Origin of the sequence: Paenibacillus sp. BIHB 4019, from assembly GCF_002741035.1 — a bacterium.
Classification (GTDB): Bacteria; Bacillota; Bacilli; order Paenibacillales; family Paenibacillaceae; genus Pristimantibacillus.
Genome location: NZ_CP016808.1, coordinates 1,054,438 through 1,068,725, shown reverse-complemented (window position 1 = coordinate 1,068,725; position 14,288 = coordinate 1,054,438). Strand labels below are relative to the sequence as shown.

The following is a 14,288-nucleotide window of genomic DNA, read 5'->3' as shown; positions in this document are numbered from 1 at the left end:
GCTAAAGCTGGTTTTTTCGAAAATGGGAAGGGGTGCAGCCGGTAATCTTCTTGAACTGCTGCACAAAATAATCCGGATCTGGATAGCCGACGCCAGCAGCGATGTCGGCTATTTTGCTGCTTGTTGTGGCGAGCAGCAGCTGCGCCTTATCCACGCGAATTTGATGGACGTAATCGTTGAAATAAATACCGGTTGACTTGCGGAACAATTGCCCGAGATAGAAGGGATGGAGATACGTTTTGCCGGCAATTTCCTTCATCGTCACCTGCTCCTGATAATGCGAGGCTACATACTCTTTGACAAAAGCGATAGGATCATCCGAAGACATTCCCATCCCCATCTCAATTCCTATCTCCGGTTCCGAAGCGCCGCCTGCGCTGGAGGATGTGCTGGGCAAAGCCTTGAGCAGCCGTTTTTTCACCCGCAGCAGAGCGCCAATCAGCTGCTCCTCCTCCACCGGCTTCAAAATATAATCAACAGCGCCACAAATAAGCGCCGTCTTCACATATTCAAATTCGTCATAGCCGGATATGACAATAAAGCAGGTATCCATGCGCCCTGTTACGTCCTTCATAAGCTCCAGTCCTGTAATGCCGGGAAGGCGAATGTCGGTTATGACTAGCGCGGGCTGCTCGCGTTCGATTAATTCGAGCGCCTGCCGTCCATTTTCCGCATCCCCGCATACATTAAAGCCGTACTTTTCCCAAAAAATAATTCTTTTCAGCCCTTCACGCATCCGCGGCTCATCTTCAACGATCAACGTTTTCAACATCGATGATTCTCCTTTCACTTGCAGATTCATCCTTAGCGAAGGCAGCGGGCATTTGCAGTTCAATCGTTGTGCCTTCCCCGTAACGGGAATCAAGGCTGAAGCTGAATTCGCTCCCAAAATGCCACTTGAGCCGGTCATATACATTTTTCAGCCCCACATGCTTGCCCTGCTGATGCTGCACGCCGGATTGCTCCAGACAGGCAAGCCAATGTTTGAGCTTTTCCTCTTCCATGCCAATGCCATTATCCGACACGCGAATGATTACGTGATTGCTGTGAAGCTTAGCCGATACGGTAATGCTGCCGGGCTGCTCGGAATATTCAATGCCATGAATGCAGGCATTTTCGACAAGCGGAAGGATGCTCATTTTCGGCAGGGGCAGCTCCAGCACCTCATCATCAATATCGAGCTGATAGGAGAGGCGGTGGCCAAAGCGGAAATGCTGAATGTCCAAATAGTCGGTGACGAATGCCATCTCCTCTTGAAGCGGAATCATATCCTCGCCCCAGATGAGCGATCGGCGGAAACCGCGGCCGAGCAGCTTAATGACGGATGCCGTTTCCTCTTCGCCCTTAATGACACAATTCATTCGAATGGCATCAAGCGTATTAAACAAATAATGCGGATTAATTTGGCTTAGCAGAGCATTAAACTGCGCCTGTCGCCGGTCCAGCTCCGCCACGTACACATCTTGGATGAGGCCGTTGATCTGCTGCGTCATTCGGTTAAATTCCTCGGTCAGCTGCCCGATTTCATCAGATGCCGGTTTAGCCTGCAGCACTTCAAAGCGCTGGTTTTTCACCCGTTTAATGCCGCCCAGCAGCACGCCCAGCCTAATATTGAGCGACCTGGCTATGAGCAAAATAATAATGCTCGGAAAAAGAAGATTCACGCACGTCAAATAAATAATAAATTTGCGCGAATCAAGCAGGCTTTGATTGACAACCTCATTAGGGTAGATGCCTACCATCGCCCAGCCTTTCAGATAATCAATGCCTTCAAACGCGCTGGCGATAATGGTTTTGCCCCGTTGAGCTTCTTCATGAATGAAAGCTGGCGGCTCTGCCTCCGACGAATAAATGACATCGCCCTGCGGATTCAGCAAATAAATTTCGCCGGGAAACGAATGATCGAACAATGTGTTTTCTAAATAATGCGGCAAAATATCTACTCTGAGAATTTTATGGTAGCTGGAATAGGCTTTGTAAAAATCAAGCTCGCGAATCACGCTCAAATAAGGAGCGCCGCATTCGGCCGACCCTGCGCCCGCGTCTGTCTTCCCGCTTGCTGCTAACGAAGCCGCTGTAGCACCAGATGGATTGCAATTCGCGGCCGGCGTGTTCGTATAAAGCAGCCATTTTCGGCTGCGCGCCGGGTCGGTAGTCGCTTGATACCAGCCTTCCTGCTTCGTCTGCAAGTCAATGTACTGCAGGAGGCCCGAGTGGATCAGGCTGTCGTTGTCGGTAAACAAATACGCATTATAAAACTGCTTATTCAGCGGCACGAAGCGGTTAATCGAGTTGTTCAGCACCTCGCCATAGGCGGAAATAACTTCGCTTTCGCTCGTATAAGTGCGATCCAATGCGCTATAGAGGACGCCATCATTATAGATAACCGAGGAGAAGCTAATGACGCCCTCCAGCATTTTGCGAAAGTTATCTTTGTTTCTTTCAAGCGACTGCCGAAGGTCCTGGACCTTCTCCGTTCTGACATTGCCTGCGGTGATCGTATAGAAAAATGTATTCGTCAGCATGACCGGAATGAAAACAGCAGTAAAATATAAAATCATCAGCTTATTTCGCAGCCGCAAGTCGTTCCAGCGGAAGGGACGGAGGTTATGCATCATTTTCATCGCGTGCTGCTCCTTTGGCTAAAAGCTAACAAAATCATTTCGTTAGTAGAATAGTGTTATTCGAAAGCTAATTAAGCGTTTTCATTAGTAAAATTAACACTTATTTGTTGAAAAAGCTACCCTGAATTAAGAAAATTTGGTAATTTTATAACTCTTGGCTGAACCAATAGCCGTCAATCTCATTAGATTTGCGGGGGATGATGTTAAGGTTTTTCGGGTACCTGGGCCGCCCACTGTTTGCTAAAGTTATTTTATATTAAAGGGAGGGTGGCAACGATCTTGAATAAAAAAATAGCGCTTACATGGATTGCGGGGACATCTTTGGCCTTGTCGATGATAGTAGGAGGATGCAGCACAGAGAGTACGGATACGGCTGCTGGCACCAGCAAAAATGAAAATGGCGAGGAGCTGACGACCTTCAGCTATTTCATCTTTGATCCCGGCGACAATGTTCCCGAACATACAAAGATTGGCGATATGATTGAACAGAAAACAGGAGTAAAGATCAAATATGAACGGCTCGTCGGCGAGAAGGAGCAGAAGGTAGGCGTAATGATCGCCGGAGGCGATTACCCTGACCTCATCAACACGGATCAGACGGTTAAATTCGAAGATGCGAATGCGCTTATTCCGCTAGAGGAATTAATTGAGCAGCATGCTCCGAACATTAAACGCATTTATGGGCCCTATTGGGAACGGCTGAAAGCAGCAGATGGACATATTTATGCGCTGCCGCAGGTTGCGCCTACGGGGACGCCGATTAAGGGCATTAGCGCAGCCTTCTGGATACAGAAGGAAGTGCTCAAGGACGCAGGCTATCCGAAAATTGCGACGTTTGACCAATACGTCGATGTTTTGCGCGCCTATTATAAAAAATACCCGCAAATCGATGGCGCGGATACGATTCCTTTTGAAATTTTGACCTATGACAACCGCAATTTTACGTTGACGACTGCAATGCAATTTTTGGCCGGCGGCCCTAACGATTCCCGGGCTATTGTTGACCCGGTGGCGAACAAGCTGGCCTTCTATCAGACGGACGAAAACATTACGAAGCGGTATTATGCCAAGCTGCATGAAATGTACCGGGAAGGCATGATCGACAAGGAAGCCTTTGTGATGAACTATGAGCAGTATTTGGCTAAGCTGTCCAGCGGCCGGGTGCTGGGGATGTTTGACCAGAAGTGGCAGTTCCAGACGGCGCTTGACTCCCTGAAGCAGCAGGGCAAGGCGAACCGGATGTTTGTGCCGCTCCAGCTTACCTTTGATGAGGGCATTCAGCCGGATTATTTGGATGTGCCTTCGATGAATTACAATATGGGCTTCTCGATTACAATCAATGCGAAAGACCCTGTAGCGGCCATCAAATATGCCGATTATATGGCAAGCGAAGAAGGGCAATTGCTGCGCAACTGGGGCGTGGCGGGGGAAGACTATACGGTCAGCGACACCGGGCGGTTTTATCGCAATCAGGAGCAGCGGGACTTTTTCGCCGATCCGAAAAATGGCTTGAAAACAACCGGCAACATCCTCTGGTACTGGCCAGGCTCTTCGGGCACGATGGTTGACGGCAACAGCTACCAGCAGTATCAGCAGCCGGAAGAGATTGCCGCCGGATATGATGAAATGGATAAGGAGCTGCTGAAGGCTTATGGCGCAACGACTTACGAGGAGCTGTTCGACGGCCCGAATCTGAACCGCAAATATTTCCCGCTCTGGAGCATCGAGCTGACGGAGAAAAACAAAGTGTTCAACCAGAAGCTTAACGATATTAATAAAAAATTTCCACCGCAAATGGTCGTTGCCAAAAACGCCGATGACTTTGAAAAATATTGGAATGAATATGTCGCTTCCGTAGAGAAGCTGGACGTTGAAGGCTGGCTCGATGAGCTGACGGCGAAGGTGAAGGACCGCCAAGAGAATTGGTAAGGAACTCGCGGCGAGGAGGGAGAGAGAGCATGCGATGTCAGTAACGGTTGAGCGTGTGAAAAAGCATGCCGGAATCAAAAAAAGCCGGAGCAAGTGGAGCAAGCTGCGCAGCCAGAAGGCGCTAATGGCCATGTCGATTCCTTTTGTGGTGTACGTCATTATTTTTGCATACTTGCCGCTGTATGGGTGGATGATGGCTTTTCAAAATTATAAGCTTGGCTCGGCGATGCTGGATAACGAATGGGTGGGGCTGGCCAACTTTCGCGAATTGTTTCAAGATGAGAACTTTACCCGCGTCATACGCAATACGCTCGCGATGAGCTTGATTAATCTTGTGTTCGGCTTCGTCAGCTCGATCGGTCTGGCGCTAATGCTCAATGAGGTGCGCAAAATCATATTCAAGCGCATCGTCCAGACGGTCAGCTATCTGCCGCATTTTTTATCGTGGGTTGTGGCCGCGAACTTGATTATGAACGTGCTTTCCATTGATGGGGCCGTCAACAAGGTGCTGGTCAGCCTGCATATTATTAAGGAGCCGATTATGTGGCTTTCCGAGCAGCATTATTTTTGGTGGATTATTGGCGCATCAAATGTGTGGAAGGAGATCGGCTGGAGTGCCATTATTTATTTGGCGGCAATGACGACGATTGATCCTTCGCTTTATGAGGCGGCAAGCATCGATGGGGCTGGACGGTTTCGAAAAATAAGGCATATTACGCTGCCCGGCATCCGCAGCATCATCGTTATTCTGCTTATTATGAACATTGGGCATATTTTGGATGCGGGCTTTGAACAGCAATATTTGCTGCAAACGCCAATGGTGGTGGATTATTCCGAGACGATTGATATATTCGTACTAAAATACGGCATTAATTTGTCGCGGTTCTCGTTTGCAACCGCCGCCGGCATTTTCAAAACGGTTATCAGCGTCGTGCTGCTGCTGGCCGCGAATCGAATGGCGAAGCGGATGGGGCAGGAGAGGCTGTTTTAATCGGAGAAAAATGAGTTTTTTGCCGCCCGTTCTAGGAGGGAAAAAGCCTGTTTTACACGCATGCTAGGCGATAGGGAAAGGGAACAGGAGGAGACGATGACAACGACGACACTCAGCAGATCGAAGAGGTCGGCAGCTGACTTGCTTTTTGACCTATGCAATACCGTATTTCTGCTAGCACTGCTCGTGCTTACGCTTTATCCGGTTTTGAACACGCTCGCTGTTTCCTTTAATCAGGCGCAGGATACGGTTCGGGACAGCACCTTTCTGTGGCCGCGCGAGTTCACGACGCTTAATTACAGCACGCTGTTTCAGGATGGGCTCATCTATCATGCTTTCTTTATTTCCGTTGCCCGGACGCTGCTCGGTACAATAAGCAGCGTGTTCTGCACAGCGATGCTGGCCTATACCTTAAGCCGCAAGGATTATGTGCTGCGGGGGCCGATTTCTTTCATCTTCATCTTTACGATGTACTTCAGCGGCGGCCTGATTCCAACCTATATGCTCATTAAAAACCTCCATCTGTACGGGACGTTTTGGGTGTATGTCATCCCGGGACTTATTGGCGCGTTCAACCTTATTGTCATGCGCTCCTTTATGGAAGGCCTGCCTGAGAGTCTGGCAGAGTCTGCGCAAATAGATGGGGCGACGCATTTCTCGATCTTTATGCGAATCATATTGCCGCTCAGCTTGCCCGTCATTGCTACGATTGCGCTGTTCGTCGCGGTGGGGCAATGGAATAGCTGGTTCGATACTTTTTTATATAATTCCTCAAATATTAATTTAAGCACGCTGCAATATGAGCTGATGAAAAAGCTGCAGTCCGCCAATATGAGCGTTGGAGGCACAGCAGAGTCGGCCTTCGCCAGCAGCAAAAATATTCAGGCGAACATCGTAACGCCAGCGTCGATCCGGGCTGCTATTACAGTCGTAGCTACCGTGCCGATTATTATCGTATACCCGTTTTTGCAAAAATACTTCGTAACCGGGCTAACGCTCGGGGGCGTAAAGGAATAGCTTGTCCTATTGCAGATAAGGGCGGTCTTTAGAATTAAATTCTAAGGACCGTCCTTTTTGTCATGCAAACGTAGCGGCTTAGGTTGAAAGAAAGGACGTTCATTGAGTTTATTTCAAAAAAAGAAAGTAACCACTCACTTTTTGTTGACTTCACTAAAATGCAATGGTACTATTTGTTTTGTAAGTAATTACTCGCTTTTTTAAAAAAGCTATTCGTGGAGGCGCAATGAGAATGTCTAATCTTTTGGATACGATGATAGCTCATTCAAAGTTATCTAAGAAACAAACAGATAAACAACAAAAGTTAGTGGAAACCGCTATTAAAATCTTTGCAGAAAAAGGATTTGCTAATACCTCAACGAGTGAGATCGCCCAAACTGCCGGGGTATCTGAAGGAGCCATCTTTCGCCATTATGGGAATAAAGAAAACTTATTACTCTCCATTGTTTTACCCTTTCTAAAGGAATTTTTACCCAATGCAATCGAGGAGACGTTTAATGAACTATTGTCCCAAAACCCCACTACTTTCGAAATTTTTATAAGAGAATTAATTAAAAACCGCGTTCATTTTATACATGAAAATAAAAAATTGTTTCAAATCCTTGTTAAAGAAATTTTATATCGTGAAGAGTTCAAAAAAGAAATGCAGCCTTTATATTCTGAGAACATATTGCAGCATTTAACTATAGTCATTGAGATGTTTAAGGAACGTGGCGATTTGATTGAAATTCCAAGCTCCATCCTTTTAAGGATGCTGTTAACCTTCTTGGGGGGGTATTTAATTTCACGGTTTATGGTGCTTAACGAGGACTTTATAAAGGATGAAGAAGCAGAATTGGAAGAGGTTGTTCGTTTTATAATGGATGGTTTAAGAAAACCCCAACAAAGCCATTAAAATGGAGGCAAAAAAACATGAGTATTTTCAAAAATAAATGGTTAATGTTAACGCCCATAATTGCGTTTGCAGTCATTTTTATTTTTTCGCTTACGATATTTCCTAGCGTGCAACCCCAACCAAAAAATTTACCTATCGCTATTGTTAACGAGGATCAAGGCATAGCACTTCCTAATCAATCGGAAATGAATATGGGTCAAAAAATAGTGGAAACCATTCAGCAATCGTCAAATACCGCTACTGGTGAAGAACCAGCTGTGAAATGGGTGGAGGTAAAAAGTGTAGAAGAAGTACAAAACGGATTGGATAATCAAAAATATTATGCAGCATTAATCATTCCAAAAGATTTTAGTGCCAAGCAAGCATCTTTGCAGACCGCGGCACCTTCTTCTCCTGAAATTCAACTATTAATAAACCAAGGCATGAATACTGCAGCTTCTACAATGGCCGGCCAAATGTTAAATGGGGTTGTAGACAATCTTAATAACAATGCTCGTACTCAAATATTAGAAGGTTTTCAAAAGCAAGGGGCAACCTTGACGGTAGATCAGGCTTCCAGCTTAGCTTCCCCTATTACAAAGAAAGTAATAAATGTTAATGAAATTGGCACAAAGAGCGCAAATGGCAATGCTCCTGTGTCCTTGTTCCAGCCAGTATGGATGGCGAGTTTGGCTAGTGCGGCTATAAGCTTTATCGCTGTTCAAAAACGAATGATTAGAAATCGAAAAGAGAGCCTTACTACAAAGTTGGTGCAAATTTTAATGGGAGCTATTGTTGCTCTTGTCGTTGGATTTGGATTAACTTGGCTTGCTGAAGGAATGCTAGGATTCCATATTCCCCAATTTGCAGATACAGCTTTATTTTTATCCATTACTTGTTTTAGCTTTTTCTTGATGATATTAGCTGTCCTTTCTTATTTGGGGATGAAGGGAATGCCTGTTTTCGTCTTAATCCTTTTCTTTGGCGCCCCTTTGCTTGCATTAGCTCCTGAGATGATGTCATCATTTTATCGAAACTGGATTTACTCGTGGTTGCCCATGCGATTCATGGTAGGAGGGCTTCGAGAGTTGTTCTTCTTCGGCCAAGGATTAACTTGGAATATTGTATCGGTTCTCGTGGGCATTGGTTTAGTTAGCATTTTGTTGGTGTTTGTTTCTTCTCTAAGACGAATTTCAACACAAGGACAAACACTACAATCAAAATAATAAGATTCTTATTACACTTTATATTTAAGCTGCTCCCTAGTTAAGGCACATGGCGCGTATTTGCGACGTATAAAGGAGAGTATGGTATTTCCTCATCTTTAATTGAAAGACAGAAGGAGCGGGTCATGTGCATTTGCACAGACCTGCTCCTTCTAATTTTTTCTATTTCGAAGCAAATCAGGCTCCGATTGCAATCTAGGAATGCTGCGTGACATCGGAAATGTCAGCTAAATCCTCATCGCTCTGGCGGCCGGAAGGGGAGTAAATCAGTTCCAGAGCTACGGCGTCATTGCGCTGAAGCGGGAAGTTCAGCAGCGTGGATGGGATAACTCTGCCATTCAGGCGCAGCAGATAGCTGATATTGCCGCCGATCGGAATGCCGCTGATCGAAGTGATTTGTCCGTTGAAGCCAAAACGGACGACTCCGGTTTCCAGCAGCGCCTGATAAATCGTCATGCCGATGCGATGGATAACTCGGTACGCCTGAGTAACGTTTGGAAACGCCCGTCCTCCGTTAATAACGACCGTTACCGTCCCTTGTGGCCCCGGAGGGAACGGAATAGGAATCGGCAGCGGAACTGGGAACGGGAACGGAGGGAATGGCCCTGGTCCCGGAGGGAACGGTCCTGGCCCTGGAGGGAACGGCCCTGGTCCCGGAGGGAACGGTCCTGGTCCCGGAGGGAATGGCCCTGGCCCTGGAGGGAATGGCCCTGGTCCCGGAGGGAACGGTCCTGGCCCTGGAGGGAATGGTCCTGGCCCCGGAGGGAACGGTCCTGGCCCTGGAGGGAACGGCCCTGGTCCCGGAGGGAACGGCCCTGGCCCCGGCGGGAACGGTCCTGGCCCTGGCCCTGGACCAGGGCCAGGAGGGAATAGTCCCGGGCCTCCGCCAGGCATTCCAGGCATTCCAGGCATCAGCATGCGCGGGCCGCCACAGCCGCAGTCTTGCCCTGCTCGGGAAGACGGAGATGGCGGAACATAAATCTGCACTTGCCCATTGGTAAAACCGTAAGTATCGTTCATGCGATAGGTCAGACTCCTTTGCACGTCGAGTTAGGCGTTTAACTATCCTACTTCATGTTATGCGGCGAATGCCTATCCTTGTGCATAGTTTTACTCGAAAGCTGGAAAACAGCCAAGCGTAAAAGGCTGTCACCGTCCTCTGGCGGCAAAGCTGCCGTTTCGAGGGCAAAATATAAGCCCATTATAAGGGGGAAATTATAATCGGCCTATATAAAAAAAGCGGAGCCTCCAAGTGGAGACTCCGCTTTAAACGGCAAGCTGTATTATTTAACAGCTGCTTCGTAACGTTTGCCAACTTCAGCCCAGTTTACAACGTTCCAGAACGCTGCAATGTAGTCAGGGCGTTTGTTTTGGTAGTTCAGGTAGTAAGCATGCTCCCAAACGTCCAGACCAAGAAGCGGCGTTTCGCCTTCCATGATCGGGCTGTCTTGGTTCGGCAGGCTTGCAACTTTAAGCTTGCCGTCTTTCACGGAAAGCCATGCCCAGCCGCTTCCGAAACGGGTAGCAGCAGCTTTTGCAAAGTCAGCTTTGAATGTATCGAAGCCGCCCAGCTCGCTATCAATCGCAGCAGCCAGTGCGCCAGTTGGAGCGCCGCCAGCGTCAGGACCGATTGTTTCCCAGAACAGGCTGTGGTTAGCATGTCCACCGCCATTGTTGCGAACCGCTGTACGGATCGCTTCAGGTACGCTAGCCAAATCAGCAATCAAATCCTCGATGGATTTGCCTTGAAGCTCAGGAGCGGACTCCAAAGCAGCGTTCAGGTTTGTAACATAAGCGTTGTGGTGACGGTCATGATGGATTTCCATCGTCAGAGCGTCGATGTGGGGCTCAAGAGCGTTATTAGCATACGGAAGTGCTGGTAATTGATGTGCCATAATATAAACAGCCTCCTAAAATTAGAATATGTAAATTACTCTTCTTATTATCCCCTATCCAATCACATAAATCAACATTGATGTTTCAAAAGTCGAATTTTAATAGATAAGGTAGACTAAAGTAGCATGTCATATTGATAAAGTAATTATGCATAAGCGGGAGAAAAACCAATCAAATCCACGGAAATCGGCTAAAACTTTATGTAAGCGCTTAATTTAAAGCGTTTTCAGTCATAATTCGCTAAATTCTTAGATTTTTTTAAACAAATTTTAAAATTTTGTGAAGGAAAACGATAGAAGATGTAGTATAATGATTAAATTGCAGCACAATGACATGGTATAGAGGTGTGTATCGATAATGAATGTTCGTTCCTTCCAATTATCAGATTACAGGTTGCTAACGGCTCTTCTTGCGGATGTATTAACTGAAGAATGTTACGAGCAAACAATGGAAGCTTTTGCGCGTCAATTGTCATGGGATAGCGAGCTTGTTCTCGTCGCTCTCTATGAGTCGGAAGTTGTAGGTGTCATTATCGGTACGATTGATAATAACACGGGCTACTATTATCGTGTTGCGGTTCATGCGGACCACCAGCGTCAAGGAATTGGCAAAGCGCTTATAGAGTCTTTGCGCCTAAGATTCCAACAACGCCAAGTAAAGAAAATTTTAATTACAGCTGATGAGCATAATGAAGCCGTTTTGCCGCTTTATGAATCGCTGGGCTATGTGTCCAAAGATTTTTTCCGCTCTTTCCAACAGCTAAGTATTATAGCAGGTTAGGACAAGCCTCTGGCTGTCCAATAACCGTTTGCAGGGCATATCTGCATCGCCATTGCTTTTGGCGATGGGATATGCTTTTCTATTTATTAAGAGGGCTATTTAAGCGCTGCGCTTAGCGCCTGCAAGAAGGAGAACAATATGGATTCCTATCAGCATTGCGTCATCAGGAGCTCCAAGCACGATGGCAGCATCCACCGCGTTTGGCAGCATAATTGGCTTATTCCGGCACCTCTGCTCATTCCGCAGCATGCCGCACTTGGCTTTAAGGTGACGATCAACTTTGAGACACCCATTGTGGAGGCCAGCGGCAAGGTTTGGATGAGCCAGGTGCCTGCGGTTTCTTTTTTTCTGCCCGGACAGTGGTATAATGTGGTTGCGCTGCTTGAGGAAGGCGGTATTCGCTATTACTGCAATCTCGCTTCACCCTTTGCTTGGGAGAGTGAGCTGCTTACCTATATCGATTACGATTTGGATGTCATCCTACTGCCAGACGGCAGCCGAGAGGTTGTAGATGAGGATGAGTTCGAGCTTCATAAAGCGAAGTACGACTACCCGGGAGATGTGCAGGAGCATGTGCTGCAAGGGCTAGGTGAGCTGCTTTTGCGAATGGACAAGCATGCTGCTCCTTTTGATGACGAAGTGATTATCGCTTATTATGAAGCATGGCGCACAAGCTTATAGGGCGGAGGCGGTTAAGGAATGGATCGATTTTCATTTGACGGCAGCAGCAGCGGCGAAGCTGAAGGACAGGAGCAGCTTGGAGCGCTTAAGCGCCCGGGCTGGTCGAAGGAGCTTTGGGAATGGGTGAAAACCGTTGGCATATCGTTCATTCTCGTTGCAGTGCTGCATCTGTTTGTGTTTAATCTTTCGACCGTAGAGGGACATTCCATGGAGCCTACCTTGCAGGAGAAGGAATGGCTGTTTGTAAATAAATTCGTTTATTTGATCGGTACGCCCAAAATTGGCGACGTCGTTATTTTAGAGGACCCATCTGCGTTTGGCAAAGAGCAGGAGCTGTTGGTAAAACGCGTCGTGGGCTTGCCTGGGGACCGAATAGAAATTTCGGACAAGCATTTATATCGCAATGGCGAGCTTGTGGACGAACCGTATATTGATACGGAAATTGAGGATTTGGACATGATGCCGCTCACCGTTGAGGCAGGCAGTTATTATGTGATGGGCGACAACCGTCATGCGCGGGCGAGCAAGGACAGCCGGATGTTTGGAACGGTTCCGCTTTCAGCGATTGAGGGCAAGGCGCAGTTTATCGTATGGCCATACAAACAAATAAAGCCGTTATAGATCCAAATAAAGCGTTTATAGAACCAGCCATAGTGATTGGAGAACGGCGAATCAAACATCAGGCTTAAGCTATTGGGAGGTGAAGGGATGGAGGAACGGGCGTATTACGCTGCATTGAAAAAAGAAATGAAAGCCGCCGCGCGCAGCCTCGGCATCGACAAAATTGGCGTCGCTTCTGCTGATCCGTTCATCACCTTGAAGCAGCGGCTTATTCAGCACCGCGAGCTTGGCTACGAGTCTGGTTTCGAAGAGCCGGACCTTGACAAGCGTACCAATCCGGCGCTGTTGTTTGACCAGCCGCAATCGATTATCGCGATCGCGATCGCTTATCCCTCCAAGCTCCATCAGCCTCCTAAATCGGAGCCGGGAGCGAGAAGGGGCATTTTGTCCCGCTCGGCTTGGGGCGAGGATTATCACAAGGTGCTGAGGAACAGGCTTGGGCGGCTTGAAGCTTGGCTCGCAGAGCGCGTACCGGGCTTTCGGGCTGAAAGCATGGTCGATACGGGCGCTTTATCCGATCGGGCCGTTGCCGAGCGCGCGGGACTGGGCTGGAGCGCCAAAAACTGTGCAATATTGTCCGAGGATCTTGGCTCGTGGATCTATCTAGGGGAAATGATTACGAATTTGCCTCTGGAGCCAGATGAGGAAGTGACGGATGGCTGCGGCGAATGCACCAAATGCATTGACGCTTGCCCGACGGATGCGCTCATGGGCCCAGGCCAGCTTAATTCGAGCCGCTGCATTTCGTTTATTACGCAGACGAAAGGTTTTGTAGAAGACGGCTACATGCGAAAAATCGGCAACCGCCTGTACGGCTGCGACACATGCCAGACGGTATGTCCGGTAAACCGGGGCAAAAACTGGACGCATCAGCCAGAGCTTCAGCCGGATCATGAGCTGGTCAAGCCGCTGCTTACCCCGCTGCTGACGATTGGCAATAAAGAATTTCAACGCCTATATGCGAGCAGCTCTTCTGCTTGGAGGGGCAAAAAGCCCATTCAGCGCAATGCCGTTATTGCGCTGGGCAATTTTAAAGATCCTAGTGCAGTGCCGGACCTCATTCAAGTGCTGCGCCAGGATGTCCGCCCGGTTATGCGGGGAACGGCGGCATGGTCGCTGGGCCGCATTGGCGGCGCAGAGGCAGAAGAAGCGATCCGGCAGGCATTGCTGCAGGAGGCGGATGATGACGCGCGGCGCTATATGGAGCAGGCGCTGCATTCGCTAGCAGAAGGAGCCGATACGGTCCCTCGTTGATCCAGCAGCCGCCTGCGTTTGGCGGCTGCTGGAATAGGGCACGCCGTTTGCGCTTCCAACGTTTGCGAATGTCAAGTTTACATGCTATTATAGGGGTCATTATAGACAAGTTTAAGTCGGGAAAGGGTCAGGTGAGTTGCTTTTTATGTGGAGTTACATTATTCCGATTGTGACATTAATCGTGGGGGCAGTCGGTGGGTTTTTCATCGGCGTATTCTACTTGCGCAAACAGCTAGAGAAAATGCAAAGCGATCCAGAAATGATTCAAAAGATGGCGAAGCAAATGGGCTATAATCTGAATAAGCAGCAGATGACGCGTGCCCAGAACATGATGAAAAACCAGAACCAGAATATGAACAAAAATCAGAAGATGCCGCGCAGATAACGGCATAAGC

Annotated in this window: 14 protein-coding genes; 10 read left to right on the top strand and 4 right to left on the bottom strand. The window is 48.0% G+C overall.

Annotated features, from left to right (window positions below; all coding sequences use genetic code 11):
- Position 1: 1 nt before the first annotated feature.
- Together BBD42_RS04570 and BBD42_RS04565 are read right to left on the bottom strand one after the other, a co-directional pair.
- Positions 2 to 772 (bottom strand): response regulator transcription factor, encoded by a 771-nt coding sequence (locus BBD42_RS04570; RefSeq protein WP_172455389.1) that lies wholly within the window; start codon positions 770 to 772, stop codon positions 2 to 4.
- Complete coding sequence (locus tag BBD42_RS04565) at positions 750 to 2,624, bottom strand: sensor histidine kinase (protein WP_099517184.1); 1,875 nt, start codon at positions 2,622 to 2,624, stop codon at positions 750 to 752. The genes BBD42_RS04570 and BBD42_RS04565 overlap by 23 nt, the downstream gene beginning before the upstream one ends.
- Before the next feature lie 279 nt (positions 2,625 to 2,903).
- Here BBD42_RS04565 and BBD42_RS04560 point away from each other — a divergent pair, with 279 nt between their 5' ends.
- The 5 genes from BBD42_RS04560 to BBD42_RS04540 all read left to right on the top strand — a co-directional run bounded on the left by BBD42_RS04560 (position 2,904) and on the right by BBD42_RS04540 (position 8,661).
- The gene (locus BBD42_RS04560; protein ID WP_099517183.1) at positions 2,904 to 4,553 is read left to right on the top strand and encodes an extracellular solute-binding protein; all 1,650 of its coding nucleotides are present in this window, start codon (positions 2,904 to 2,906) and stop codon (positions 4,551 to 4,553) included.
- A 34-nt stretch (positions 4,554 to 4,587) separates the two neighbouring features.
- Positions 4,588 to 5,544, top strand: coding sequence for an ABC transporter permease (locus tag BBD42_RS04555; RefSeq protein ID WP_099517182.1), 957 nt, complete (start codon positions 4,588 to 4,590; stop codon positions 5,542 to 5,544).
- 96 nt (positions 5,545 to 5,640) lie between these two features.
- Positions 5,641 to 6,561, top strand: coding sequence for a carbohydrate ABC transporter permease (locus tag BBD42_RS04550; protein ID WP_099517181.1), 921 nt, complete (start codon positions 5,641 to 5,643; stop codon positions 6,559 to 6,561).
- Between the two features lie 232 nt (positions 6,562 to 6,793).
- A complete protein-coding gene (locus BBD42_RS04545) occupies positions 6,794 to 7,456 on the top strand; it encodes a TetR/AcrR family transcriptional regulator (protein WP_237163368.1) in 663 nt (220 codons plus the stop codon).
- A 23-nt stretch (positions 7,457 to 7,479) separates the two neighbouring features.
- Positions 7,480 to 8,661: a YhgE/Pip domain-containing protein gene (locus BBD42_RS04540; protein ID WP_099521454.1), complete on the top strand. Its 1,182-nt coding sequence runs from the start codon at positions 7,480 to 7,482 to the stop codon at positions 8,659 to 8,661.
- A 195-nt stretch (positions 8,662 to 8,856) separates the two neighbouring features.
- Here the strand turns inward: BBD42_RS04540 and BBD42_RS31950 are convergent, their stop codons facing one another.
- Both BBD42_RS31950 and BBD42_RS04530 read right to left on the bottom strand, forming a co-directional pair.
- Positions 8,857 to 9,681, bottom strand: a complete 825-nt coding sequence (locus tag BBD42_RS31950) for a hypothetical protein (RefSeq protein ID WP_216364919.1) — start codon at positions 9,679 to 9,681, stop codon at positions 8,857 to 8,859.
- A gap of 263 nt (positions 9,682 to 9,944) precedes the next feature.
- Positions 9,945 to 10,556 (bottom strand): superoxide dismutase, encoded by a 612-nt coding sequence (locus tag BBD42_RS04530; RefSeq protein WP_056030892.1) that lies wholly within the window; start codon positions 10,554 to 10,556, stop codon positions 9,945 to 9,947.
- 358 nt (positions 10,557 to 10,914) lie between these two features.
- Between BBD42_RS04530 and BBD42_RS04525 the strand changes: the two genes are divergently transcribed.
- The 5 genes from BBD42_RS04525 (at position 10,915) to BBD42_RS04505 (ending at position 14,278) form a co-directional block, all read left to right on the top strand.
- A complete protein-coding gene (locus BBD42_RS04525; protein ID WP_046232160.1) occupies positions 10,915 to 11,337 on the top strand; it encodes a GNAT family N-acetyltransferase in 423 nt (140 codons plus the stop codon).
- A gap of 138 nt (positions 11,338 to 11,475) precedes the next feature.
- Positions 11,476 to 12,018 (top strand): DUF402 domain-containing protein, encoded by a 543-nt coding sequence (locus BBD42_RS04520; protein ID WP_099517179.1) that lies wholly within the window; start codon positions 11,476 to 11,478, stop codon positions 12,016 to 12,018.
- A gap of 18 nt (positions 12,019 to 12,036) precedes the next feature.
- Positions 12,037 to 12,639, top strand: coding sequence for a signal peptidase I (gene lepB / locus BBD42_RS04515; protein ID WP_099517178.1), 603 nt, complete (start codon positions 12,037 to 12,039; stop codon positions 12,637 to 12,639).
- Between the two features lie 87 nt (positions 12,640 to 12,726).
- A complete protein-coding gene (gene queG, locus BBD42_RS04510) occupies positions 12,727 to 13,893 on the top strand; it encodes a tRNA epoxyqueuosine(34) reductase QueG (RefSeq protein ID WP_099517177.1) in 1,167 nt (388 codons plus the stop codon).
- 145 nt (positions 13,894 to 14,038) lie between these two features.
- The gene (locus BBD42_RS04505; protein WP_046232156.1) at positions 14,039 to 14,278 is read left to right on the top strand and encodes a YneF family protein; all 240 of its coding nucleotides are present in this window, start codon (positions 14,039 to 14,041) and stop codon (positions 14,276 to 14,278) included.
- Positions 14,279 to 14,288 lie beyond the last annotated feature (10 nt).